General features: G+C 72.4%; 25 protein-coding genes and 1 pseudogene. 20 read left to right on the top strand and 6 right to left on the bottom strand.

Features of this window, described 5'->3' with window-relative positions; genetic code table 11:
* Positions 1-123: 123 nt before the first annotated feature.
* The 3 genes from EV567_RS08190 to EV567_RS08200 all read left to right on the top strand — a co-directional run bounded on the left by EV567_RS08190 (position 124) and on the right by EV567_RS08200 (position 2,703).
* Entirely contained in the window at positions 124-1,434 is a 1,311-nt protein-coding gene (locus EV567_RS08190) for a sensor histidine kinase (RefSeq protein ID WP_130437978.1), read from the top strand.
* Between the two features lie 60 nt (positions 1,435-1,494).
* Positions 1,495-2,154, top strand: a complete 660-nt coding sequence (locus tag EV567_RS08195; RefSeq protein ID WP_130437979.1) for a response regulator transcription factor — start codon at positions 1,495-1,497, stop codon at positions 2,152-2,154.
* Positions 2,155-2,253: 99 nt separating this feature from the next.
* Positions 2,254-2,703: a VOC family protein gene (locus EV567_RS08200; protein WP_130437980.1), complete on the top strand. Its 450-nt coding sequence runs from the start codon at positions 2,254-2,256 to the stop codon at positions 2,701-2,703.
* Here the strand turns inward: EV567_RS08200 and EV567_RS08205 are convergent.
* Together EV567_RS08205 and EV567_RS08210 are read right to left on the bottom strand one after the other, a co-directional pair.
* Positions 2,698-3,363 (bottom strand): annotated as a pseudogene (locus tag EV567_RS08205) (helix-turn-helix domain-containing protein); the annotation flags it as partial. The gene EV567_RS08200 and the pseudogene EV567_RS08205 overlap by 6 nt on opposite strands.
* A 131-nt stretch (positions 3,364-3,494) precedes the next feature.
* Positions 3,495-4,160 carry a TetR/AcrR family transcriptional regulator gene (locus EV567_RS08210; RefSeq protein WP_130437981.1) on the bottom strand — a complete coding sequence of 222 codons (666 nt, stop codon included), beginning with the start codon at positions 4,158-4,160 and terminating at the stop codon, positions 3,495-3,497.
* Positions 4,161-4,277: 117 nt separating this feature from the next.
* Between EV567_RS08210 and EV567_RS08215 the strand changes: the two genes are divergently transcribed.
* Together EV567_RS08215 and EV567_RS08220 are read left to right on the top strand one after the other, a co-directional pair.
* Positions 4,278-5,696, top strand: coding sequence for an MFS transporter (locus EV567_RS08215; RefSeq protein WP_130437982.1), 1,419 nt, complete (start codon positions 4,278-4,280; stop codon positions 5,694-5,696).
* 40 nt (positions 5,697-5,736) lie between these two features.
* On the top strand, positions 5,737-6,573 hold the full coding sequence (locus EV567_RS08220; RefSeq protein WP_130437983.1) for an SDR family oxidoreductase: 837 nt from the start codon (positions 5,737-5,739) through the stop codon (positions 6,571-6,573).
* A 21-nt stretch (positions 6,574-6,594) separates the two neighbouring features.
* Here the strand turns inward: EV567_RS08220 and EV567_RS08225 are convergent, their stop codons facing one another.
* The 4 genes from EV567_RS08225 to EV567_RS08240 form a co-directional block, all read right to left on the bottom strand.
* The gene (locus EV567_RS08225; RefSeq protein ID WP_130437984.1) at positions 6,595-7,020 is read right to left on the bottom strand and encodes a DUF6223 family protein; all 426 of its coding nucleotides are present in this window, start codon (positions 7,018-7,020) and stop codon (positions 6,595-6,597) included.
* A 67-nt stretch (positions 7,021-7,087) separates the two neighbouring features.
* Positions 7,088-7,489: a hypothetical protein gene (locus EV567_RS08230; RefSeq protein ID WP_130437985.1), complete on the bottom strand. Its 402-nt coding sequence runs from the start codon at positions 7,487-7,489 to the stop codon at positions 7,088-7,090.
* Positions 7,490-7,545: 56 nt separating this feature from the next.
* Positions 7,546-8,451 carry an RNA polymerase sigma-70 factor gene (locus EV567_RS08235; RefSeq protein ID WP_130437986.1) on the bottom strand — a complete coding sequence of 302 codons (906 nt, stop codon included), beginning with the start codon at positions 8,449-8,451 and terminating at the stop codon, positions 7,546-7,548.
* A gap of 87 nt (positions 8,452-8,538) precedes the next feature.
* A complete protein-coding gene (locus EV567_RS08240) occupies positions 8,539-9,726 on the bottom strand; it encodes a YihY/virulence factor BrkB family protein (RefSeq protein WP_130437987.1) in 1,188 nt (395 codons plus the stop codon).
* A 108-nt stretch (positions 9,727-9,834) separates the two neighbouring features.
* On the opposite strand from EV567_RS08240, the gene EV567_RS08245 reads away from it, so the two are divergent.
* The 15 genes from EV567_RS08245 to EV567_RS08310 all read left to right on the top strand — a co-directional run bounded on the left by EV567_RS08245 (position 9,835) and on the right by EV567_RS08310 (position 24,911).
* The gene (locus EV567_RS08245) at positions 9,835-11,490 is read left to right on the top strand and encodes an acyl-CoA dehydrogenase family protein (RefSeq protein ID WP_130437988.1); all 1,656 of its coding nucleotides are present in this window, start codon (positions 9,835-9,837) and stop codon (positions 11,488-11,490) included.
* A gap of 313 nt (positions 11,491-11,803) precedes the next feature.
* Positions 11,804-13,084 carry a helix-turn-helix domain-containing protein gene (locus EV567_RS08250; protein ID WP_207228724.1) on the top strand — a complete coding sequence of 427 codons (1,281 nt, stop codon included), beginning with the start codon at positions 11,804-11,806 and terminating at the stop codon, positions 13,082-13,084.
* Positions 13,085-13,341: 257 nt separating this feature from the next.
* On the top strand, positions 13,342-14,634 hold the full coding sequence (locus EV567_RS08255; protein WP_130437990.1) for a hypothetical protein: 1,293 nt from the start codon (positions 13,342-13,344) through the stop codon (positions 14,632-14,634).
* Between the two features lie 17 nt (positions 14,635-14,651).
* Positions 14,652-15,224, top strand: a complete 573-nt coding sequence (locus tag EV567_RS08260) for a GNAT family N-acetyltransferase (protein WP_130437991.1) — start codon at positions 14,652-14,654, stop codon at positions 15,222-15,224.
* A gap of 151 nt (positions 15,225-15,375) precedes the next feature.
* Entirely contained in the window at positions 15,376-15,459 is an 84-nt protein-coding gene (locus EV567_RS28580) for a putative leader peptide (protein ID WP_351092434.1), read from the top strand.
* A gap of 124 nt (positions 15,460-15,583) precedes the next feature.
* Complete coding sequence (locus EV567_RS08265) at positions 15,584-17,281, top strand: nitrite/sulfite reductase (protein ID WP_130437992.1); 1,698 nt, start codon at positions 15,584-15,586, stop codon at positions 17,279-17,281.
* A complete protein-coding gene (locus tag EV567_RS08270; protein WP_130437993.1) occupies positions 17,278-17,466 on the top strand; it encodes a hypothetical protein in 189 nt (62 codons plus the stop codon). The genes EV567_RS08265 and EV567_RS08270 overlap by 4 nt, the downstream gene beginning before the upstream one ends.
* A complete protein-coding gene (locus tag EV567_RS08275) occupies positions 17,463-18,173 on the top strand; it encodes a phosphoadenylyl-sulfate reductase (protein WP_130437994.1) in 711 nt (236 codons plus the stop codon). Before EV567_RS08270 ends, EV567_RS08275 begins: the two co-directional genes overlap by 4 nt.
* Before the next feature lie 23 nt (positions 18,174-18,196).
* The gene (gene cysC, locus EV567_RS08280; protein WP_130437995.1) at positions 18,197-18,733 is read left to right on the top strand and encodes an adenylyl-sulfate kinase; all 537 of its coding nucleotides are present in this window, start codon (positions 18,197-18,199) and stop codon (positions 18,731-18,733) included.
* The gene (gene cysD / locus EV567_RS08285) at positions 18,730-19,665 is read left to right on the top strand and encodes a sulfate adenylyltransferase subunit CysD (protein WP_130437996.1); all 936 of its coding nucleotides are present in this window, start codon (positions 18,730-18,732) and stop codon (positions 19,663-19,665) included. The genes cysC and cysD overlap by 4 nt, the downstream gene beginning before the upstream one ends.
* 2 nt (positions 19,666-19,667) lie before the next feature.
* Positions 19,668-21,002 carry a sulfate adenylyltransferase subunit 1 gene (locus tag EV567_RS08290; RefSeq protein WP_130437997.1) on the top strand — a complete coding sequence of 445 codons (1,335 nt, stop codon included), beginning with the start codon at positions 19,668-19,670 and terminating at the stop codon, positions 21,000-21,002.
* Between the two features lie 355 nt (positions 21,003-21,357).
* Entirely contained in the window at positions 21,358-22,434 is a 1,077-nt protein-coding gene (locus EV567_RS08295; protein WP_407071577.1) for an aliphatic sulfonate ABC transporter substrate-binding protein, read from the top strand.
* A gap of 12 nt (positions 22,435-22,446) precedes the next feature.
* Positions 22,447-23,256: an ABC transporter ATP-binding protein gene (locus tag EV567_RS08300; protein WP_165430330.1), complete on the top strand. Its 810-nt coding sequence runs from the start codon at positions 22,447-22,449 to the stop codon at positions 23,254-23,256.
* Entirely contained in the window at positions 23,243-24,148 is a 906-nt protein-coding gene (locus tag EV567_RS08305) for an ABC transporter permease (RefSeq protein WP_130437999.1), read from the top strand. The genes EV567_RS08300 and EV567_RS08305 overlap by 14 nt, the downstream gene beginning before the upstream one ends.
* A gap of 13 nt (positions 24,149-24,161) precedes the next feature.
* Complete coding sequence (locus EV567_RS08310) at positions 24,162-24,911, top strand: sirohydrochlorin chelatase (RefSeq protein ID WP_130438000.1); 750 nt, start codon at positions 24,162-24,164, stop codon at positions 24,909-24,911.
* Positions 24,912-24,930: the final 19 nt, after the last annotated feature.

Below are 24,930 nucleotides of genomic sequence, written 5' to 3' on the forward strand. Positions count from 1 at the left end.
CGACGCTATGGATCAGCACCCCTGGCAGCCGATCCCGCAGCCCGCCCGGTTCGAGGTACAGCAGGCTGTACTGCCCCGCCGCCCGGGTGACGACGAACTCGGCGGCGGCATAGGCTCGTTCGCATGACAGCGGGCACGAGTGGAGCGGCAGACCGACGCGAGGGCCGCGAGAGCCTCAAGGTCGTCGCCCTCCGGAGCCTGAGTTCTGCCGGTGAGGCGATCGCCCAGTTGGCGTCCGGGCTGAACACGGCGCTGCTCGCCCTGTTGTTGCTGCTGTGGCTGGCTCTCACCGCCGCGATGAGCGTCCTCGGCGTCGGACTGCTCATGGCACCCGCACTGCTGCGCACCCTGCACGCCCTGGCCGGCCGGGAACGCGGACGGCTGGCACGCTGGGGCCACGAGGTGGTCGTCCCGCCGCCCCCGCCCACTCGACTGCGGGCCGCACTCGTCGACCGCACCACGGGCCGGGAACTGGCCTGGCTGGTCCGGCACTCCACGGTGGGCGGGCTGCTCGGACTGCTCGGCGTCCTGCTGCCGGCCCTCGCGGTGCGGGACACCGCCTTCTTGCTGTACTGGACGTTCATGCCCGAGGGCGCGACCGCCACCTCCGTGGGCATCGGAAACGCACGCACCTGGCCGGACGCCGTCGCCGTGACGCTGCTGGGCGTGGGCTGGATCGCCATCATCCTGGGGCTGACACCTGGTATGGCGCGGCTCCAGGCGGGCCTCGGGCGACGGCTCCTGTCGGCCGGCCCCGGTGCCGATCTCTCCCTGCGGGTCGCGGAGTTGACCGCCACGCGAGCCGCCGCCCTGGACGCCCACGCCATCGAACTACGCCGCATCGAACGCTCGTTGCACGACGGCGCGCAGAACCGGCTCGTCTCCGTCGCCGTGCTGATCGGGGCGTCCCGCCGCATGGTGGCCCGTGATCCGGCGGGCGCCGACGAGCTCCTGGAACGCGCCCAGTCCGCCGCCGAGGAGGCGCTGGCCGAGCTGCGTGCCGTCGCCCGCGGCATCCTGCCGCCGGTGCTGGCCGACCGGGGCCTCGCGGGCGCGCTCTCCGGTCTCGCCGCGAACTCCGCGGTGCCCTGCCGGATCGACGTGGACATACCCGAACGCTGCCCCGCCTCCGTCGAGGCGACCGCCTACTTCGTGGTCGCCGAGGCCCTGACCAACATCGCCAAGCACAGCGGCGCCCGGCACGCCGTCGTCACGGCACGCGGCGGCGGGGGCCGACTGGTGCTGTCCGTCGAGGACGACGGCAAGGGCGGCGCGGGGGGCGACTCCCGGGCTTCCGACGCCGAGGTGGAGAGCGGCGGCTCCGGGCTCACCGGCATCCGTCGCCGCGTCGCGGCGCTCGACGGCGACCTCACCCTGACCAGCCCGCCCGGTGGCCCGACCCTCCTGACAGTGGACCTTCCCTGTGGATCGTGACGACCGGAGCCCGACCCGTGGGGCTTCGCCCCCCTTGAACCGGACCCTTTGGAGCCTTGCATGCGGATTGTGATAGCCGAGGACGATCCCCTGCTGCGTGAGGGGCTCGCCCTGCTGCTGCGCGCCGAAGGGCTCGACGTGGTGGCCACCGCGGGCACCCCCGACGAGGCGCTGGGCGCCATCGACGTGCACGGACCCGATGTCGCCATCTTCGACGTGCGGATGCCGCCGACCCACACCGACGAGGGGATCGTCGCCGCGGTCGAGGCCCGGCGTCGCCGGCCCGACCTCGCCGTGCTCGTGCTGTCCGCGTACGTCGAGCAGAGTTTCGCCACCGAGTTGCTCGGCGGAGGTGTGAACGGTCTCGGCTATCTGCTCAAGGAACGGGTCGGCAGGGTCGAGGAGTTCCTGGACGCGCTACGGCGTGTGGCCGACGGCGGCACCGCCGTCGATCCGGAGGTCGTCGCCCAGCTGTTCACCCGCTCCCGTCAGGACACCCGCCTGGAACGGCTCAGCCCCCGCGAACGGGACGTGCTCGCCCTGATGGCCGAGGGGTTGGGCAACTCCGCCATCGCCGGGAGACTCGTCGTCACCGACGGCGCCGTCCACAAGCACATCCGCAGCATCTTCGCGAAGCTCGATCTGTCTCCGACGGACCAGGTGGACCGCCGGGTCGCCGCCGTCCTGCGGTATCTGGAGGATCTGCGGCGGCCGGCTTGAGGTGGCGCCGTACGAGGGTGCGGCGTCGTCGGTGTCGACGACTGCCGCCGACCGGGCCCCTCGCAGCGCGTCACTCCACCGTCCCGCCCCTCCCCGCCGATGTCCGTTTCCTACAAGACCGGGGCGCGCTCGGCCGCCTACGGTGAGCGCATGACTCCACGATTCGATGCCGTCGGCCTGGTCGTCTCCGACATGGCCGCCTCCCTCGCCTTCTACCGCAGGCTCGGCTTCGCCTTCCCGGAGGGGGCCGAGCATGAGCCGCACGTCGAGGCCCGACTGCCCGGCGGGCTGCGGCTGATGCTCGACACCGAGGCCGTCGTCCGGTCCTTCCGGCCGGACTGGCGGGCCCCCGTCGGCGAGGGCCGGCACTCGCTGGCGCTACGGTGCGACGGGCCGGCCGAGGTGGACTCCGTGTACGAGGAGCTGGTCGGCGCGGGGTACACGGGCGGGGTCAAGCCCTGGGACGCGGTCTGGGGCCAGCGGTACGCCGTCGTGCACGACCCCGACGGAAACGGTGTCGACCTGTTCGCCCCGCTGGCGCAGGAGTAGGTCGGTCAGCGTCATACCGCTCAACTCCCTTACGTCACGCGCGAGGTGGGCCTGGTCGGCGTACCCGGCGCGGGACGCGGTGTCCGCGTACGGCACTCCCCGCCGGGCCAGGGCGAGAGCGCGCTGGAGGCGCAGGATCCGGGCCAGGGTCTTCGGCCCGTACCCGAAGGCGGTCAGCGAGCGGCGGTGCAGCTGCCGTGCGCTCAGGCCGAGTTCGCCGGCGGTGGCGGCGACCGGACGGCCCTCGGCGAGGGCGGTCACGAGACGGCGCAGCGCCCGGTCGGGCGGGGCGGCCCGCTGCAGCGCGAGTTCCTCCAGCGCCGTCGCCGGGTGGGGCGCGGCTTCGACCCGGGCGCACAGGCGTCGCACCTCGGCCGCCGGCCACAGCTCGGCCAAGTCCACCCGCTGGTCGCGCAGTTCGTGCGCAGGAACGCCGAGCAGGGCGGGCGCGGCACCCGGGAAGAAACGCAGACCGGACCAGGAGGCGGGCGGTCCGTCATGAAGGTGGGCCCGCGTGTCGGGGCCGGCCACCAGCAGTCGACCCTCGTTCCACAGCAGGTCGATGCAGCCGTCGGGCAGCACCGGCTGAGTCCCGGCGCCCGCCGGGCTGTTGGTCCACACCACCGCGCCGGCCAGCCGGGAGGGCCGTTCCTGGTACACAGGCCCAGGCTACGCGCGGGGCGGATGAGACGCGTGGCGGGCCGCCGCCCTCACCGGGTGCTCCTGCGGGCTCCGCCCTCGGACGCGAACAAACACCCCCCGCCCGAGCCGCAGGACTTCTCGGGGTTCTGTCAGTGCGGGGGCGTGTGGAGGATGCCGTTGATCAGGACGTCGAGGGCCCAGGCGTCGCGGTCGCCCGGGGAGAACAGCGCCTGCCTCATGGAGGTGAGCATCGGGTAGCGGTCGGCGGGCAGGGCGGCGTAGTGGCGGTCCGCCGCGCTGACGGTGGTCTCTTCGTCGGACCCCTTGGTGTCGTGGTTGTTCTGCTCGACGGCGGCCGCGGCGATGTGGAGCCACAGGAGATCGACGGCCCAGGCGGCGGCGGTGTCGTCGAGGCCGCCCTGCTTGAGCAGGGCGAGCATGCGGTCCAGGACGAGCAGGGAGTTCCGTCCGGTGGGGATGGCTCCGAGGGCGACGCCGGCCAGGCCCTCGTGCCGGCTCATCGCCGCGATGGCGGCGGTGGCCAGGGCGCGCAGCCGTTCACGCCAGGTGCCCTCCTCGGTCGCCGCGACGGAGGCGAGGGCTTCGTCGAGCATGGCGGCCATGAGGTCGTCGCGGTTGGCGACGTAGACGTACAGCGAGGCCGGGCCGGTGTCGAGCGCCTTGGCGACGCTGCGCATGGTCAGGGCGTCCAGGCCGTCGCGGTCGAGGATCTCCAGGCCGGTGCGCACGACGGCGTCGCGGCTGAGGGGGGCCTTGGTGGGCCGCGCGCGGCGGCTGATCGGCTGCGTCCTCATGGAGGCAAGCCTAGCCGGGCGACGAACACCGTTTGACACGAACACCGTTCGCTCCCTAAGGTCCGACGAACAGTGTTCGTGACGAACATCGTTCGTCCCACCTCCGGAAAGTACACCATGACCAGCACCCTCGCCCCGCCCAGCCAGGCCGGGGCCCTCTCACCCGCGCGGCGCTGGGCCGTCCTCGCCGTGATCCTGGCAGCCGAGGTCCTGGACCTGATCGACGCCACGATCACCAACCTCGCGGCGCCGAGCATCACCGCCTCACTGAAGGGCGGACCGTCCCTCGTCCAGTGGCTGGGCGCCTCCTACGCACTCGCCCTCGGCGTGCTCCTGGTCGTCGGCGGCCGGCTCGGCGACAAGTACGGAAGGCGGCGCGTCTTCCTGACGGGCCTGGCCGGGTTCACCGCGGCCTCGGTGGCCTGCGGACTGGCCGTCGGTCCGCAGACGCTGATCGCCGCCCGCCTCGTCCAGGGAGCCTTCGGCGCCCTGCTGATCCCGCAGGGTTTCGGCATCCTCGGCGCCGTCTTCCCCCGCGACCAGACAGGCAAGGCGTTCAGCGCCTTCGGTCCCGTCCTCGGCCTGTCGGCGGTGGGCGGCCCGATCCTGGCCGCCACCCTCATCGACACCGACCCCTTGGGGCTCGGCTGGCGCTCCGTGTTCCTGATCAACATCGTGCTCGGCGGCGCCGCCCTGCTCGCCGCCCACCGCCTGCTGCCCCGGGACACCGGCGAACGCGGCACGGTGATCGACGCCCCGGGCGCCTTGCTGCTGGCCGGGGCGATGGCCACCCTGCTGTACGGGCTGATCGACGGACCCGCCCACGACTGGCGCGCCGTCTCATGGGCCGCACTCGGCGCCGCGGCGGTCTTCTTCGCCCTCCTGGCCCGCCGCCAGGCCACCGCCCCCCATCCGCTGATCCAGCCCTCGCTCTTCCGCAACCGGGGCTTCGTCTGCGGCCTCGTCCTGGGCGTCGCCTTCTTCGCGGCCGTCGCCGGGCTGCTCTACGTCGTCTCCCTGTTCCTCCAGGGGGGCCTGGGCTACTCGCCCCTGCGGACCGCCCTCACGGGCAGCACCCCCATGGCCGCCGGAATCGTCATCGCCTCGATCGCCTGCTACCGGCTCATCGGCCGCCTCGGCCGCACCCTCGTCCTGATCGGCCTGCTCACGACGCTGGCCGGCACCGCGGGGCTGTGGGCCGCCGTCCACACATCCGGCACCGCGACCGGCCCGGCCGCGATCATCGCCGCCACCCTGGTGACCGGGCTCGGCATGGGCACCTGCTTCGGCACCGTCTACGACATCACCCTCGGGGACGTCACCCCGGCCGAAGCGGGATCCGGCGCGGGGTCCCTGACCGCGGTGCAGCAGCTCGCCAACGCTCTCGGCGCCGCCGCCGTCACCACCGTCTACCTCCACACCCCCGGCCCCGCCCACGCGATGACCCGCAGCCTCCTGGTCGTGGCCGGCATCACCCTCGGCTGCTGCTGCCTGGTCCGCCTGCTCCCCCGCACCGCGCAGCCCCAGCACCACTGACCCGCACCACACCCGGAACAGACACGGAAAGAGCCCACTCATGATTCTCGTCACCGGAGGCCGCGGCGCGGTCGCCACCCGTCTGACCTCGCTGCTCCACCGCGACGGCCTGGCCGTCCGGGTCGGCTCCGCCGCCCCCGAGACGCTTTCCCCGCCCGACGGTGTGGAGGCGGTCCGTCTCGACCTCACCGCCCCGGACACCTTCCCCGCCGCCCTGGCGGGCGTCACCACCGTGTTCCTCTACGCCAGCCCGGAGCGCGTCACCGACTTCATCGACCACGCCCGAGGAGCCGGAGTCACCCACATAGTGCTGCTGTCCTCCTCAGCCGTGCTCAGCCCCGACCCCGAGAGCGACCCGCTCGCCAAGTCACACCTCGACGTGGAGCGCGCGCTGCTCGCCTCGCCGATCACCACCACGATCCTGCGGCCGGGTTCCTTCGCCTCCAACGCCGGCGGCTGGGCCTGGGCCGTCAAGGCCGGACGGCCCCTCAGCCTGCCCTTCCCCGACGCCCACACCGATCCCATCCACGAGACGGACGTCGCCGAAGCCGCCCACGCCGTCATCACCGACCCCCGCCACCACGGCGGCCGGTTCACCCTCACCGGTCCCGAATCGCTGACCTTCGCCGAGCAGGTCGGGCAGCTCGCCGCCGTCACCGGCCGGCCCGTCCCGATCGACCACGTCACCCCCGAGGCATGGAAGCGGGAGTCGGCCGAGTACATCCCCGCCGCCTTCGCCGACGCACTGCTGAAGTGGTGGGCATCCAACGACAAGCCCCTTCCCCTCACCCGCACGGTCGAAGAGCTCACCGGCCGCCCGCCCCGCACCTTCACCACCTGGGCCGAGGACCACGCCGCCGACTTCACCGACCACTGACACCCCGCCCGCACCCGCCCGTCAGCCGGTACGGCGGGTGCGGGAGCGGGCCAGTGCGCCGAGGACGACGGCGGTCAGGCCGAGGAGCATGGCGACGAAGGCGCCGCCCAGCCCGTTCCCGGTGCCGAGGCCGCCGTCGGCGGTGGCCGCGACCGTCCCGCCGACGGCCACGGCGACCGGACCCGCCACGAGAGCCGCGACGGCGCCGTTGCGCCGGGCCCAGGCACCGATGTGCCCCTTGCTGTCGGGGCGGGACAGAGCCAGACCGCCGCCCATCGCGCCCAGGAGGCCGACCAGCGCCGACAAAGAAGCCCCGACCCGGCCGACGCTCAGGGTGGTGACGCCGGCGGCGACCTGCTGCGACGGGTCCGCGGCAGCCGGTCCGGCGCACGCGAGCACGCCGATCAGGGCGACGGTCGCAAGGGTGAGAACGGATCGAACGGACATGAGACGTCCTGCTTTCCTCGAAGTGGTCTGAATGGGTCGTTCGTGAGACAGCCGTCCGCAGCGCGCCTCAGGCGGCGGGGCGCTGTGGCAGGCCCTGGGACAGCGCGTGGGCCAGGGCGAGGGTGCTGAGGGCGAACATCACCACGCCCAGGGGGACATGGAGCGAGGGCACATGGGCGACGCCCAGCGCGACCTGTGCGGAGGCGAGGAGGAGGAAGCCGGTGGCGTACAGGACGGGGCGCGGTGATCCACCGCCCCGTCGCCAGGCCAGGACCGTGGCGAGCACGTACAGCATGGCGGCCGCGTACATCACCTTCGACCCGAAGTCGTGCAGCCAGTAGCCGCGGGACGAGGTCAGCAGCAGGCCCGCGGTGACCGCCTGGAACAGGAGGGTCAGGGTCTGAAGGACGGTCGCGGTTCTGAGGAAGGTGAGGCCGCGGGGCGTGGCGGCCGTCGTCTGCGTGGTCATGGCGGGATCCCTCGTGACGGGTGCGGAGACGGACGGGTGCTTCGGAGCCGTCGGCGTCAGCGCAGGGTGAGCGGGGTCTCGGAGGTGACGCGGGTCAGCTTCCGGGGGTTGCGGACGAAGTAGAGGCCGGTGATGCGGCCGTCCTCGAGCCGGACGGCCATGACGCCGTCGAGCTCGCCCTCGCGGTGCACGGCGAGGGCCGGGCTGCCGTTGACCACGGTGGGCTCCCAGGTGATCGTGGCCTGGAACCGGGCCGCCGAGGCAGCGCCGCCGAGATAGAAGCGGACGATGTTCTCCGCGCCGACGACGGGCCTGAGCGCGGCGCGCTTCACGCCGCCGCCGTCGCTGAGCAGGACGACGTCGGGGGCGAGCACGTCGAGGAGGTCCTGCGGGTTGCCGGTCTGCAGGGCGCGCTGGAAGGACTCCAGGGCGGCCCGGGTCTCGCGCGCGGAGGCCGTCCGGCGGGGCCTGCGGGCGTCGACGTGCGCGCGGGCGCGGTGCGCGATCTGCCGTACGGCCGCCGGGGTCTTGCCGACGGCCCCGGCGATGTCGTCGTAGCCGACCTCGAAGACCTCGCGCAGCACGAACACCGCCCGCTCGGTCGGGGAGAGGCTCTCCAGGACGAGCATCATCGCCATCGACAGGCTCTCGGCGAGTTCCAGGTCCTCGGCCGCGTCCGGCGCGGTGACCAGCGGCTCGGGCAGCCACTGGCCGACGTACGCCTCACGGCGGCGCTTCATCGTCCGCAGCCGGTTGAGGGCCTGCCGGGTGGTGGTCCGCACCAGGTAGGCCCGCTGGTCGTCCACCCGGTCCGGATCGACCTTGCTCCACCGTAACCAGGTCTCCTGGAGGACGTCCTCGGCGTCGGCCGCCGATCCGAGCATCTCGTAGGCGACGGTGAACAGCAGACTGCGGTGGGCGACGAACGCTTCGGTCGCCGGGTCGGTGGTGCGGTCGGTCATCTCCGGGCCCCTCTCCCTCGGACACGCCTGGTCAGGCTGTCCTCAAGACACCACCGGCCCGCCCACCGTGACACCTTGTGAGGCAGATCACTTCTCGGGGGGCGGGGATTCCTCCTCGCCTGGGGCGGTGTTCTTGTGGGAGGTCTTCGCGTGGGCCCGCAGGCGGCCCGTGACGTCCTCCGGGGGGAGGAAGCGGGACCAGCGTTCGGGGAACTCGGAGGGCATGTCGGGGTCGTCCGGGTCGTCGTACTGGTGGGCCGCGGTCAGGCGGGCGACGTACTCGGCGGCCTCCTCCTCGCGCTGCCGCTCGGCGGCGGCCCGCGCGGCGGCGGTCGCGGCGGCCGGCCAGACCCGGTCGATCGCGGCGTTCACGGCCGCCCCGACGAGGACGGCGAAGGCGGACACGCCGATCCACAGCAGGACGGCGACGGCGGCGGCGAGGGAGCCGTAGATGGTGGCGCCCTCGATGGTGCTCTGCAGATAGATGCGGAGCAGGAAACTGCCGAGCACCCACATCGCCAGGGCGACCAGCGCGCCGGGGACGTCCTCGATCCACGGGGAGCGCACCGGCACGGAGACGTGGTAGAGCGTGGTGAGGAAGGCGATCGACAGGACGATCACGACGGGCCAGTACAGCACCTGGACGACCGTCGTAGACCAGGGCACGATCCGTACGACGGCGTCGGGACCGGCCACCATCAGCGGCAGCGCGACGGAGCCGATCAGCAGGGCGGCGATGAACAGCAGGAACGCCACCAGCCGGGTCTTGACGATGCCGCGCACCCCGTCGAGGCCGTACATGACGGTGATGGTGTCGATGAAGACGTTCACCGCGCGCGACCCGGACCACAGGGCGAACAGGAACCCTATCGAGATGACGTCGGGCCGGCCCCCCTTCATCACGTCGTCGAGGATGGGCTGCGCGATCTCGGCGACGCCCTTGTCGGACAGGACGGTGCGGGAGGCGTCGAGGAGGTTGGCCTCCAGGCTGCTGATGGTGTCGGTGCCGGTCCAGTCGTCGACGTAGCCGAGGAGGCCGATGAGGCTGAGCAGCAGCGGCGGCACGGACAGCAGGGTGAAGAAGGCGGCCTCGGCGGCCAGACCGAGGATGCGGTACTCGATGCAGGAGTTGACGGTGTCCTTCAGAAGCAGCCAGGCGGTCCTGCGCTTGGAGACGTTCCGGTAGAGGGCGCGGGCTCGGTGGAGACGCCCGGCGAGGGCCGCGTGGTCGTCGGGGCGCTCGGGGTGCTCGGGGGGCTGACTGGCTGGCTGCACGCCCTAAAGGTATCCGCCGTACGAGGCTCCACTCATCTCCGGTGGGCCCGCTCACGCCGTGCGTGTTGGGCGGTCATGACCTGCGGGGCGGCGGGTACGTTTCGCGGTATGGCAGGCAGCACGCACACCGTGACGAACCAGCCCCCGCCCCTGTTGGGCCATGACGTCTACGCCACCGATCAGGCCCTGGTCGCGGCCGTGGAACGCCATCTCGACCCGGAGCTGCTCGACGAGGCTCGCGGCGAGCTGTCCTCGCTGGGCCGGGCGGCCGGGTCGGCGCAGCTGCACGAGTGGGCGGCCCAGGCCGACGGCAACCCGCCGGTGCTGCGCACCCACGACCGCTACGGCCACCGGATCGACGAGGTCGACTTCCATCCGGCCTGGCACCGGCTGCTCGGCAAGGGCGTCGGCGCGCATCTGACGTCGGCGTGGGCGCGGCCGGGCGGGCATGTGCGGCGGGCCGCCGCCTTCGTGGTGTGGACGCAGGTGGAGGCGGGCAACTGCTGCCCGCTGTCGATGACCCATGCGGCCGTGCCCGCCCTGCGCGCCGATCCCGGCCTGGCCGCCGAGTGGGAGCCGCTGCTCACGTCGACGATCTACGAGCGTGAGCTGCGGCCGGCGCGTTCGAAGGCGGGCGCGCTGGTCGGGATGGGGATGACGGAGAAGCAGGGCGGCAGCGACGTCCGGGCGAACACGACGTCCGCGCGGCCGCTCGCCGAGGACGGGGCGTACCGGCTGACGGGGCACAAGTGGTTCTGCTCGGCCCCGATGTCGGACGGTTTCCTGGTGCTGGCGCGGGCGTCCGGTGCGCCGGAAGCCGGGGACGGCGGGCTGACCTGCTTCCTCGTGCCGAGGGTGCTGGAGGACGGCAGCCGTAACGTGTTCCGCATCCAGCGTCTGAAGGACAAGCTCGGCAACCGGTCGAACGCCTCCGCCGAGGTCGAGTTCGACGGAACGTGGGCGCGCCGGGTGGGCGAGGAGGGCCGGGGTGTGCGGACCATCATCGGGATGGTGGCCGCGACCCGGCTGGACTGCGTGCTGGGCTCGGCGGGGCTGATGCGGGCGGCCGTGGCGCAGGCGGCGCACCACTGCGCCCACCGGGAGGCGTTCGGCGGCGCGTTGCTCGACAAACCGCTGATGCGCAACGTCCTGGCCGATCTGGCGCTGGAGTCGGAGGCGGCGACGACGCTCGGGCTGCGGCTCGCGGCGGCGTACGACGACGGCGGCGAGCAGGAGCGGGCGCTGCTGCGGATCGCGGTGCCGGCGGCGAAGTACTGGGTGGCCAAGCGGTGTGCGCCGGTGGTGGTGGAGGCCGCGGAGTGCCTGGGCGGCAACGGGTACGTGGAGGAGTCAGGGATGCCGCGGCTGGTGCGGGAGTCGCCGCTGAACTCGATCTGGGAGGGCGCGGGCAATGTCCAGGCGCTGGACGTGCTGCGGGCGCTGAGGCGGGAGCCGGAGGCGCTGAACGCGTATCTGCGGGAGGTGGGGCTGGCGCGGGGCGCCGACCACCGGCTGGACGCGGCGATCAAGGCCCTGTTGACGGACCTGGCCGATCTGGACGGCGCCGAGGCGCGGGCGCGGCGGCTGACCGAGCGGTTCGCGCTGGTGTTGCAGGGGTCGCTGCTGGTGCGGTTCGCGCCGCCCGAGGTGGCGGACGCGTTCTGCGCCTCACGGCTGGGCGGCGACGCGGGCGGGGCCTTCGGGACGCTGCCGCACACCCTGGACCTGGGGGCGATCGTGGAGCGGGCCCGGCCTGTGGCCTGAGTCCGCGCCCCGTTTCGGTAGGCCGGGCATGGCGTCCGCCGCGGGCGGGGGTGGTGCCGCGCCGACACGGCACCACCCCCGCGGCGATGGCCCTGCGAGGCCAGGAGCGCCGCTCGGGACGGCGTGGCACAAGTTTCGGGGCACCCGGTGGTGGTCGGCCAGGGTTGCAGGGGGTTGCAACGCATTCGTCCCAGTGGGCGGAGTGTGCCCCTCCGTCACCGGTGGAGGGGCAGTATGGGAGGTCCGGCAGGACGGACGGGGAAGACGTTCGGCGCCCGTGTGCTCTCGGGGAGGCCCAGTGGCGATGTCGCCGATGAACGTGCCGCGGCTCGCGGCGGTCGACGCCGCGCGGGCGGCGCGGGTGCTCAGCGAGGTGCGCGACGCCCGGCTCGCCGGCCGGCGGTCGCCGGTCGCGCCCCGGCCCGTGATCGAGCAGTCCTGGCAGCGGGTGCTGCGCAGCGGAGTCGATCCGGACGCCGGTTCGGGAGCAGGGCTGTTGAGCGCGGAGGAGGTGCGCCGGCGGCGTGAGGCCTCGCCGTTGCGGGAGGTGCTTCCGGTGCTGCGGGAGGGCTTGCTGTCGGCGGCGGACGTGGCCCGGCACATCATGGTCGTGTCGGACGGCGAGGGGCGGGTGCTGTGGCGGGAGGGCTGCTCCCCGGTGCTGCGCAAGGCCGACCGCGTGGGTCTCGAGGTGGGTGCGGACTGGCGGGAGGACGTCGTCGGCACCAACGGCGTGGGCACGCCGGCGGTGGTCCGGCGGCCCGTGCAGGTGTTCGCGGGTGAGCACTTCGTGCGGTCGCACGCGGCGTGGACGTGCGCGGGCGCCCCGATCACCGATCCGCGGGACGGCCGGCTGCTCGGAGTGGTCGACGTCAGCGGGCCGTTGGAGACGATGCATCCGGCGACGCTCGCCTGGGTGGGCGCGGTGGCGAAGCTGGCGGAGGCCTCGCTGCGGGAGTCGCATCTGCGGTCGCTGGAGCGGCTGCGCGCGATGGCTGCGCCGGTGCTGGCCCGGTCGGGCGGGCGGGCCGCGGTGGTCGACGGGGACGGCTGGACGGCGGCCGTGACGGGGATGCCGTACGTGAGCCGGATCGTGTTGCCCAAGTCGCCCTCGCCGGGGCGGCGGTGGCTGCCGGTGCTCGGGTGGTGCTCGGTGGAGCCGCTGGCGGGGGGCTGGTTGGTGCGGTCGGCGGACGGGGCGGCCGAGCCGCCGCCGCGGGCCGCCACCCGGATCGTGCTGGACGTGTCGCGGGCGGGCCGCTGGTCGGTGACGGTGAGCGGCCCGGAGGGCGTGTGGTCCCGGGAACTGACGCCGCGGCACGCCGAGTTGCTGTATCTGCTGGCGGTGCACCGGGGCGGGCGCAGCGCCGCGGACCTGGCCGAGGACGTGTTCGGGGACCGGGGGCGCACGGTGACGGTGCGGGCCGAGATGTCGCGGGTGCGGCGCTATCTGGGCGCTCTGCTGGAACACCGGCCCTACCGCTACGGCGACGAGGTGGAGCTCGACGTGCTGCTGCCGGAGGACCCGGGGAGGCTGCTGCCGCATTCGACGGCGCCCGCGGTGGCCGGGGCCCGGACGGCTTCCGTGCCGTGAGCGTCACCGGCCGTGGTGTGAGCGGTGGTTCGGCGGAGTGTCGAAGTGGAACCCCCGTGCGACCAGCGGTTCGGCCCGGGTCCGAGGTCGACCGTTCCGTGCCCTGAATCGACTTGTGTCGCTGCGTCTTTCCCGCATTGTGAAGTCTTCCTGCCGGGCGGGGGCGCTCTGCCGTAGGCTCCCCCACGGGTCACCCCACCTGTTCCTCGGTCAACGTACGGACCGTTTGGAACAGTTGGCCCGCCTCGGGAGGACGAATGAAGCAACGCGGCCGACATCGCCGGCGCAGGCGGGGAAGAGCCGCGCGGGCGTTCCTGGCGGGAACCGCTCTCGCGCTCACCGCCGCAGCCACCATGATCAGCGCCTCCCAGGCCACGGTCACCGGCAGTCCCGGGGCGTTGAAGCCGCTCACGGCGGCCGCCGACACCGACGCGCTGCGGCTGACGGAGGAGCCGGTGCCGCAAGCCGCGCTCGACCGGCTCTCTGCCGAACTGGGCCCGCCGGTCGGGGTCGGCACCGTGCTGGGCGGCGCCGAGGGCGTGCTGCGCGACTCGGTCGACTGCACTCCCGACGAGCGGGCGGAGCTGCCCGTCTCCCCCGCGGCGGGGCGCGCCTACTGCTGGGGCACCGACGACACCCGGGGCTGGCAGCCGGGCGCGGTCACCACGTCCGGGGACGCCGACGACGACGGCCTGTGGGGTGCGCACCGGGTGGTGCTGTCCGGCTGGTCGCGCAGTACCGGCCCGACGGCCGAGCGGGGGCTGGCCCGGATCGCGCTGGTCGACGCGGGCGACCTGGACCGCATGCGGTACACGTGGGCGCTGCTGGCCGTCCCGGTCGACGGGGGGCGGGACTTCCGCGGGCTCGTCTCGCATGTCTCCGGCATGGTCTGGTACCAGAACAAGCTGCTGGTCACCACCGACGAAGGGGACGGCGCGGCGCTCTACGTCTACGACATGAACCGCATCCACCGCGCCACCGTCGCCGGTGAGGCGGTCGGGCGGGTGCCCGGCGGCTGGTCGGCGCACGGCGCCCGGTACGTCCTTCCGGCCGTAGCCGTGTACCGGACGGCCGGCGGCGCGGGCGCCCCGCATCCCGCCACCGTGTCCCTCGACCGGAGCACCACGCCGGACACGCTGGTGGCGGGCGAGTGGACGCTGGACGGCTCGGACACGGGCGCCCGGCTGTGGCGCTACGCCCTCGACCGGGGTCCCGGCCGCGCGGGCCTCCTCCACGGGGACGGGGCCGGGCAGGTCCGGGCGACGCAGGCGTACCGGTCGAAGCTGACCGGGGTGCGCGGGGTGCTGGCGTACCACGGCGCGTGGTATCTGACGCGCGCCGCGGGCGAGGACGGCGGGCGCGGGACGCTGTGGCGGCAGGACGCCGAGGGCGCGCGGGCCGCGCGCTGCGGGGCCGACGACTCGCGTGCCTGCTGGAGCCCGCTGACCGAGTCGCTCTCCTACGGGGCGGAGTCCGGCGAGGTGTGGGCGCAGTCGGGCCGCACGCTGTTCTCACTGCCGCTGGCCTCCATCGACAGATCAGCGGAGTAGATGATTCCCTGACGGGCATGAGCCTCATCCCCGTGACCACCTGGTCCCTGGAGCAGACCTCGCCGAGTGATCTCCTGCCGGCCGCCGCGCCCGACGGCGACGTGCGGATCGTCCGCTCCGAGGTGCCCTCGCCCGAGTTCAGCCGTTTCCTGTACGCGTCGGTCGGCGGCGACATCCGCTGGACGGACCGGCTCGGCTGGAGCCACGCGCGGTGGCAGGAGCACCTGGACCGGCCGGGCGTGGAGACGTGGGTGGCCTACGAGCGGGGCACGCCGGCCGGGTACGTGGAGTTCGAGCCGCAGGACGAGGGCGCGGTCGAGATCGTCTACTTCGGCCTGATCCCGGCCTTCCGGGGCCGGCGGATCGGCGGGCACCTGCTGTCCTACGGCGCCGCCCGCGCCTGGGACCTCGCAGAGCGCCGGCCGGGGCTGCCGCCGACGAAGCGGGTGTGGCTGCACACGTGCAGCAAGGACGGCCCGCACGCGATGGACAACTACCTGCGGCGCGGGTTCAGGCTGTTCGACACCAAGGTGGAGGAGGAGCGGGAGGTGGCGGCTCCGGGTCCGTGGCCCGGCGCGTTCCCCGTCTGACGCCGGCCCTCATAGCCCGGCCCGCGGTCGCGGACAAGCCGTCGTGCGCCGCATGTGACCGACACCACCCTGGTCTCACACTTCGGGACCACGGTGTCCACATGACGGACGAAGCTGGACTGTGTCCAGATCGCCGTGACACGCTTCCGTCATGTCCGGAACTGGAATTGCCTTGGTGAGTCGGCGGCACGTCGACCTCGGCCGCATGTCCAGCGCCATCTGTCGCGTGAGCTGAGCCCGCGACTCCCCCGGCATCCCCCCGTCTCCAGTTCTCCGCTCCGCGCAACGACGCGCACTTCTCCATGCGCCCGTCAGCGCAGCTCAGAGCCGCTTCCGTCTGTCCCGAAGGACTCATCACCATGGCCGCCACCCCGCAGAACCCTGCCGCCTCAGCGCCCCGCCGCAAGGTGAGCCGTCACCGCGGCGAGGGTCAGTGGGCCGTGGGTCATCACACCCCGCTCAACGGCAACGAACAGTTCAAGAAGGACGACGACGGTCTCAACGTACGGACACGCATTGAGACGATCTACTCCAAGCGCGGCTTCGACTCCATCGACCCCAACGACCTGCGCGGACGCATGCGCTGGTGGGGCCTGTACACCCAGCGCAAGCCCGGCATCGACGGCGGCAAGACGGCCGTCCTGGAGCCGGAGGAGCTGGACGACGAGTACTTCATGCTGCGCGTCCGCATCGACGGCGGGGCGCTGACCACACGTCAGCTGCGCGTCATCGGCGAGGTCTCGCAGGAGTTCGCGCGCGGCACCGCCGACATCACCGACCGGCAGAACGTCCAGTACCACTGGATCCGGATCGAGGACGTACCCGCGATCTGGGAGCGCCTCGAGGGCGTCGGCCTGTCCACGGTCACGGCCTGCGGCGACACCCCGCGCGTGATGATCGGCTCGCCGGTCGCCGGCATCGCGGAGGACGAGATCATCGACGCCACGCCCGCGCTGGAGGAGATGAAGCGCCGGGTCCTGAACAACAAGGCGTACTCGAACCTGCCCCGCAAGTTCAAGACGGCCATCTCGGGCTCGCCGCTGCTCGACGTGGTGCACGAGATCAACGACGTCGCGTTCGTCGGCGTCGAGCACCCCGAGCACGGCCCGGGCTTCGACGTGTGGGTCGGCGGCGGTCTGTCCACCAACCCCAAGCTGGGCGTACGGCTGGGCACCTGGGTGTCGATCGACGACGTCCCGGACGTCTACGAGGGCGTCATCTCGATCTTCCGTGACTACGGCTACCGCCGGCTGCGCACCCGCGCCCGGCTGAAGTTCCTGGTCGCCGACTGGGGCGCGGAGAAGTTCCGGCAGGTGCTGGAGGACGAGTACCTCGGCCGCAAGCTGTCCGACGGCCCTGCCCCCGAGCAGCCGTCCCAGCAGTGGCGTGACCACATCGGCGTGCACCGGCAGAAGGACGGCCGGTTCTACGTCGGTTTCGCCCCGCGGGTCGGTCGCGTCGACGGCGCCACCCTCACCAAGATCGCCGACCTGGCGGAGGCGCACGGCTCGGGCCGGGTGCGCACCACGGTCGAGCAGAAGATGATCGTCCTCGACGTCGAGGAGGGCCAGGTCGACTCGCTCGTCGAGGGCCTGGAGGCGCTGGACCTCACCGCCCGGCCGTCGTCGTTCCGGCGCGGCACCATGGCCTGCACCGGCATCGAGTTCTGCAAGCTCGCCATCGTCGAGACCAAGCAGCGCGGCTCCCAGCTGATCGACGAACTGGAGCGCCGTCTGCCGGAGTTCGACGAGCCCCTCACCATCAACCTCAACGGCTGCCCCAACGCCTGCGCCCGCATCCAGGTCGCGGACATCGGCCTCAAGGGACAGCTGGTCCTCGACGAGAGCGGCGAGCAGGTCGAGGGCTACCAGGTGCACCTGGGCGGCGCGCTCGGCCTGGACGCCGGCTTCGGCCGCAAGGTGCGCGGCCTGAAGGTGACCGCGGACGAACTGCCCGACTACATCGAGCGCGTCCTCAAGCGGTTCCTCGCCGAACGCGAGGACGGCGAGCGGTTCGCCGCCTGGACGGCCCGCGCCGGCGAGGAGTCGCTGACATGAGCGAGCGCGCCGCCCCGTTCTACTGCCCCTACTGCGGTGACGAGGACCTGCGTCCGAGTGAGGCCCTGGAAGGCGGTCACGGCGCGTGGGAATGCGCGGCGTGCAACCGGGCCTTTCAGTTGAAGTTCCTCGGGCTGCTGGCCCAGGGACTGAAGCGATCCGACTCCGGAGGGGCACAGACATGACGACCACTCAGGAAGAGCTCGACACCGAGGAGTTGAAGGCGCTCGCCGAGCAGGCGGGCCGCGACCTGGAGGACGCCTCCGCGCTGGAGATCCTCCAGTGGGCGGCCGGGACGTTCGGCAAGCGCTTCTGTGTGACCTCCTCGATGGAGGACGCGGTGGTGGCCCACCTCGCCTCCCGTGCGATGCCCGGCGTCGACGTCGTCTTCCTCGACACCGGCTACCACTTCGAGGAGACCATCGGCACCCGGGACGCGGTCGACGCCGTGATGGACGTCAACGTCATCACCCTGACCCCGCGCCAGACGGTCGCCGAGCAGGACGCGCAGTACGGCCCGAAGCTGCACGACCGCGACCCCGACCTGTGCTGCAAGCTGCGCAAGGTCCAGCCGCTGGAAGAGGGCCTGAAGGGCTACCGGGCCTGGGCGACCGGGCTGCGCCGCGACGAGTCCCCGACCCGGGCGAACACCCCGGTGGTCGGCTGGGACGAGAAGCGGCAGAAGGTCAAGATCTCCCCGATCGCCCGCTGGACCCAGGACGACGTGGACGCGTACGTCGCCGAGCACGGCGTCCTGACCAACCCCCTGCTGACGGACGGCTACGCCTCCGTCGGCTGCGCCCCCTGCACCCGCCGGGTGCTCGAGGGCGAGGACGCGCGCGCCGGCCGCTGGGCGGGCCGCGGCAAGACCGAGTGCGGGCTGCACGGATGACGACGACGATTCAGGAGAGTGACGTGAGGACCGGAGCCACCGTCTGGCTCACGGGTCTGCCGAGCGCCGGCAAGACCACGATCGCCTACGAACTGGCCGGCCGCCTCCGTGAGGAGGGCCACCGGGTCGAGGTGCTCGACGGCGACGAGATCCGCGAGTTCATCTCGGCGGGCCTCGGCTTCAGTCGCGAGGACCGGCACACCAACGTGCAGCGCATCGGCTTCGTCGCCGAACTGCTCGCCCGCAACGGGGTGCTGGCCCTCGTCCCGGTCATCGCGCCGTACCAGGACAGCCGCGAGGCGGTGCGCAAGCGCCACCAGGCGAACGGCACCGCCTACGTCGAGGTGCACGTGGCCACGCCCGTCGAGGTGTGCAGCGAGCGGGACGTGAAGGGGCTGTACGCCAAGCAGGCCGCGGGTGAGCTCACCGGGCTCACCGGGGTCGACGACCCGTACGAGGCGCCCGAATCGCCCGATCTGCGCGTCGAGTCGCAGAACCAGACCGTGCAGGAGTCCGCGGCGTCGGTGCACGCCCTGCTCAGCGAAAGGGGACTGGCATGACGACCGCTGCCACCGTGTCCGAGGAGACCGGCAGCCCGTACGCGCTGTCGCACCTCGACGCCCTCGAGTCCGAGGCGGTGCACATCTTCCGCGAGGTGGCGGGCGAGTTCGAGCGGCCGGTGATCCTCTTCTCCGGCGGCAAGGACTCCATCGTCATGCTGCACCTGGCGCTGAAGGCGTTCCGGCCGGCGTCGGTGCCGTTCTCGCTGCTGCACGTGGACACCGGGCACAACTTCCCCGAGGTCCTCGACTACCGCGACCGCACGGTCGACAAGCACGGGCTGCGGCTGCACGTCGCCTCCGTGCAGGACTACATCGACCGCGGTGTCCTCAAGGAGCGTCCGGACGGCACCCGCAACCCTCTGCAGACGCTGCCGCTGACCGAGAAGATCCAGTCGGAGAGGTTCGACGCCGTCTTCGGCGGCGGCCGCCGCGACGAGGAGAAGGCCCGGGCCAAGGAGCGGGTGTTCTCCCTGCGCGACGAGTTCTCCCAGTGGGACCCGCGCCGGCAGCGCCCGGAGCTGTGGAACCTGTACAACGGCCGGCACGCGCCCGGCGAGCACGTGCGCGTCTTCCCGCTGTCCAACTGGACCGAGCTCGACGTGTGGCAGTACATCGCCCGCGAGGGCATCGAACTGCCGGAGATCTACTACGCGCACGAGCGCGAGGTGTTCTCCCGCAGCGGCATGTGGCTGACCGCCGGCGAGTGGGGCGGGCCGAAGGACGGCGAGAGTGTCGAGAAGCGGCTCGTGCGCTACCGGACCGTGGGTGACATGTCCTGCACCGGCGCGGTGGACTCCGAGGCCGACACCATCGAGAAGGTGATCGTGGAGATCGCCGCCTCCCGGCTCACCGAGCGCGGCGCCACCCGCGCCGACGACAAGATGTCCGAGGCTGCGATGGAAGACCGCAAGCGCGAGGGGTACTTCTAGAGATGAGCACGATCACCACCGAGGAACTCGCGGAAACGACGCTTCTGCGGTTCGCCACCGCCGGCTCCGTCGACGACGGCAAGTCCACCCTGGTCGGCCGGCTGCTGCACGACTCCAAGTCGGTGCTCACCGACCAGCTGGAGGCCGTGGAGCGCGTCTCCGCGAGCCGGGGCCAGGAGGCGCCGGACCTCGCGCTGCTCACCGACGGACTGCGTGCCGAGCGGGAACAGGGCATCACCATCGACGTGGCCTACCGCTACTTCGCCACGCCCCGCCGCCGGTTCATCCTCGCCGACACCCCCGGGCATGTGCAGTACACCCGCAACATGGTCACCGGCGCCTCCACCGCCGAGCTGACGGTGATCCTCGTCGACGCCCGCAACGGCGTCGTCGAGCAGACCCGCCGGCACGCCGCCATCGCCGCGCTGCTGCGCGTCCCGCACGTGGTGCTCGCCGTGAACAAGATGGACCTGGTCGACTACCGGGAGCCGGTCTTCGCCGCGATAGCCGAGGAGTTCACGGCGTACGCGACCGAGCTGGGCGTCCCCGACGTCACCGCGATCCCGATCTCGGCGCTCGCCGGGGACAACGTCGTGGAGCCGTCCGCGACGATGGACTGGTACGGCGGCCCGACGGTGCTGGAGCACCTGGAGACCGTGCCGGTCAGCCACGACCTGAGCCACTGCCACGCCCGGCTGCCCGTGCAGTACGTGATCCGCCCCCAGGGCCCGGAGCACCCGGACTACCGGGGTTACGCCGGTCAGATCGCGGCGGGTTCCTTCCACGTCGGCGAGTCCGTCACGGTGCTGCCGTCGGGCCGCGCCTCGAAGATCTCCGGCATCGACCTGCTGGGAGAGCCGGTCGACGTGGCGTGGACGACGCAGTCGGTGACCCTCCTGCTGGAGGACGACATCGACATCTCGCGCGGCGACCTGATCGTTCCGAGCAAGGACGCGCCCGCGACCACGCAGGACATCGAGGCGACGGTCTGCCATGTCGCCGACGCCCCGCTGACGGTGGGCCACCGGGTGCTCCTCAAGCACGGCACCCGCACGGTCAAGGCGATCGTGAAGGACATCCCCTCCCGTCTCACGCTGGACGACCTGTCCCTGCACCCGCACCCGGGACAGCTCGCCGCCAACGACATCGGCCGGGTGAAGATCCGCACCGCGGAGCCCCTTCCGGTGGACTCCTACTCCGACTCGCGCCGTACGGGCTCGTTCATCCTGATCGACCCGAACGACGGCACCACGCTCACCGCGGGCATGGTCGGCGAGTCGTTCGCCGCCCCGGAGCCGGTCAAGGACCCCTCCGAGGACGACGGGTGGGACTTCTGACGATGAACTCCCTCGATGTCTTCTCCACGTTCGCGAAGGAGGGCGGCCGCGTCGGCAGCGGCGCCCTCGGCAGCGGGCAGGGTGGAGTGGCGCGATGTGCGCGCTGACGTACGCGCACCGCTTGCGCGCCCCGTCCCCCCACCCTCCCCCACATGCTCGGCTTCGCTCGCAGGCGGGGGGACCCCCACCCCGGAAGCGACGAAGACCTTCTGCCGATCTCCCGGCCACGACCTGAGAGACCGTGACCGCCGGGCCAACGAGAGGAAAGCCTCCCGTGCCTGCCAACCTGCCCCAGTCCGGGCTTCGCTCCACCGGGGGCGTCCGCGCCGCCCGTCCGGGCGCGTTCCGCCGCGGCGTGACCGTCCTGGCCGCCCTTCCCCTGCTCGCCCTCGCCGCCTGCGGTTACGGCTCCAAGTCCGACGACACCCCCTCCGCCCAGAAGGTCGCCGCCGGCGCGCAGAAGATCGACGGTCTCGACTCCGTCAAGATCGGCTACTTCGGCAACCTGACCCACGGAACGGCCCTGGTCGGCGTGAACAAGGGCTACTTCCAGAAGGCGCTCGGCGCGACCGAGGCCAAGTACCAGATCTTCAACGCCGGCCCCTCCGAGATCGAGGCGCTCAACTCCGGCGCCATCGACATCGGCTGGATCGGCCCCTCCCCCGCGATCAACGGCTACACCAAGTCCAAGGGCAAGAACCTGCGCATCGTCGGCGGTTCGGCGTCCGGCGGCGTGAAGCTCGTGGTCAACCCGGAGAAGATCAAGTCCCTCAAGGACGTCAAGGGCAAGAAGATCGCGACCCCGCAGCTCGGCAACACCCAGGACGTGGCGTTCCTCAACTGGATCGCGGAGCAGGGCTGGAAGGTCGACGCGGAGAGCGGCAAGGGCGACGTGTCGGTGGTGCGCACCGACAACAAGGTGACCCCGGACGCCTACAAGTCGGGTTCCGTGGACGGCGCGTGGGTGCCCGAGCCGACGGCGTCGAAGCTGGTCGCCGAGGGCGCGAAGGTGCTGCTGGACGAGTCCGACCTGTGGCCGGACAAGAAGTTCGTGATCACGAACATCATCGTGTCGCAGAAGTTCCTCAAGGAGCACCCGAAGGCCGTCGAGGCGGTGCTGAAGGCGTCGGTCGAAGCCAACAAGTACATCACCGCCGACCCGGAGGGGGCGAAGGCGGCGGCGAACGCGCAGCTGAAGGAGGACTCCGGCAAGGCGCTCCCGGCGAAGGTCCTGGACCCGGCGTGGAAGTCGATCCAGTTCACCAACGACCCGCTGGCCGCCACCCTCAACACCGAGGCGCAGCACGCGGTGAAGGCCGGTCTGCTGAAGGACCCGCTGCTGGACGGCATCTACGACCTGGCGCCGCTGAACAAGGTGCTGTCGGCCGCCGGTGAGAGCACCGTCGACGACGCCGGTCTCGGCGCGAAGTAACCCCGAAGTCGGATGAGTTCCCAGGAGGTGACGACCATGGCCACCACCCTCGCCAAGGCCGAGAGCGCCGAGTCGGTGGAGTACGCCGCGCGCATCGAGCACGTCTCGAAGTCCTTCGCCGGGCCCGCCGGGCAGCAGCTCGTCCTGGACGACATCACGGTCGATGTCGCGCCGGGAGAGTTCGTCACCCTCCTGGGGGCCTCCGGCTGCGGCAAGTCCACGCTGCTGAACCTGGTGGCGGGGCTGGACAAGCCGAGCTCCGGCCGCATCACGACGGACGGGCGTCCGGCGCTGATGTTCCAGGAGCACGCGCTGTTCCCGTGGCTGACCGCGGGCAAGAACATCGAACTCGCCCTGAAGCTGGGCGGAGTGGCGAAGAGCGAGCGGCGCGGCCGCGCCGAGGAGCTGCTCGAACTGGTGCGGCTGAAGGGCTCGTACGGCAAGCGGGTGCACGAGCTGTCCGGCGGTATGCGCCAGCGGGTGGCGCTGGCGCGGGCCCTCGCCCAGGAGAGCCGGCTGCTGCTGATGGACGAGCCGTTCGCGGCGCTCGACGCGATCACGCGGGACGTGCTGCACGACGAGCTGACCCGGATCTGGAAGGAGACGGGGGTGTCCGTCCTGTTCGTCACGCACAACGTGCGGGAGGCGGTGCGCCTCGCTCAGCGGGTGATCCTGCTGTCGTCCCGCCCGGGCCGCGTGGCGCGTGAGTGGACGGTCGGCATTCCGCAGCCGCGCCGCATCGAGGACGCGCCCGTGGCCGAACTGTCCCTGGAGATCACCGAAGTCCTGCGTGGGGAGATCCGCCGTCATGGCCAGCACTGAGACCACCGACCCGAAGGCCTCCGCCGAGGACGGCGCCGGGCTGCAGGGTCTGGAGGCGGGCCTCGACGCCCTGGAGAGCTCCTCGGCGGCCCGTACGCCGTTCCGCCAGACCCTCGTCAACAAGATCCTGCCGCCCGTCCTCGCGATCGCGGTGGTGCTGGTGGTCTGGCAGGCGCTGGTCTCCTTCAGGATCGTCGACGATCCGAGCAAGCTGCCCTCACCGGCCGACGTGGGCGGCGAGTTCGAGGACGCCTGGATGGAGGGCAAGCTCCTCGGGTACATCTGGACCAGCGTCTCGCGCGGTCTGCTGGGCTTCCTGCTCGCGCTGGCCATCGGTACCCCGCTGGGTCTGCTGGTGGCCCGGGTGCGGTTCGTGCGCGCGGCCATCGGCCCGGTCCTGTCCGGACTGCAGTCGCTGCCGTCGGTGGCGTGGGTGCCGCCGGCGGTGATCTGGCTGGGCCTGGACAACGAGATGATGTACGCGGTGATCCTGCTGGGCGCCGTGCCCTCCATCGCCAACGGTCTCGTCTCCGGCATCGACCAGGTGCCGCCGCTGTTCCTGCGGGCGGGCCGGACGATGGGGGCGACAGGGCTGAAGGGGGCCCGCTACATCGTCATGCCGGCCGCGCTGCCGGGCTACCTGAGCGGTCTGAAGCAGGGCTGGGCGTTCTCGTGGCGGTCGCTGATGGCGGCGGAGATCATCGCCTCCTCCCCCGACCTGGGCATCGGTCTGGGCGCGCTGCTGGAGAACGGCCGCAACGCCAGCTCCATGTCCATGGTGTTCGAGGCGATCATCCTGATCCTGTTCGTCGGCATCGCGATCGACCTGCTGATCTTCAGTCCGCTGGAGCGGCGGGTGCTGCGCGGCCGCGGGCTGCTGGTGAAGGGCTGAAAGGCTGACTGCCATGTTCCACAAGCCGGTTCGTCCCGTCCTCGTCGTCATCGCGCACGGCAGCCGCGACCCTCGGCACGCGGCGACCGTCCACGCCCTGGTGCGGCGGGTGCGGTCACTGCGGCCGGGCCTGCGGGTGGAGACCGGCTTCCTGGACTTCAACGTCCCCTCGGTGCAGGGGGTGTTGGAGTCCCTGGCGGCGGAGGGCGTGCGGGACGTGGTGGCGCTGCCGCTGCTGCTGACCCGCGCCTTCCACGCGAAGGCGGACATCCCGGCGGTCCTGCGGGAGGCGCCGGCGCGGCTGCGGATCCGCCAGGCGGACGTGCTGGGGCCGTCGCCGCTGCTGCTGTCCGCGCTGGAACGGCGGCTGTACGAGGCGGGGTTGACGCCCGCCGACAAGTCCTCGACCGGGGTCGTGCTGGCCTCGGCGGGGTCCTCCGACCCGGAGGCGATCGCGGTGATCGCCGACATCGCGCGGGAGTGGTGGCACACCGGTTGGTGCGCCGTGCGACCCGCGTTCGCCTCCGCATCCCTGCCCCGCACCGAGGACGCGGTGCGGGAGCTGCGCGCGCTGGGCTGCTCCACGGTGGCGGTCGCCCCGTACGTCCTGGCCCCCGGCTTCCTCCCGGACCGCATCGCCCGCGGCGCGGCCGGAGCCGACGTGCTGGCGGACGTCCTCGGCCCGGCCCCCGAGGTCGCCCGTCTCCTCCTCGACCGCTACGACACGGCCCGCACGCACCTGCCGGCGGCCGTGAGCGCCTGAGCCGCTCGACCCTTCCGCC

The organism is Streptomyces sp. BK239, from assembly GCF_004217285.1.
Classification (GTDB): domain Bacteria; phylum Actinomycetota; class Actinomycetes; order Streptomycetales; family Streptomycetaceae; genus Streptomyces.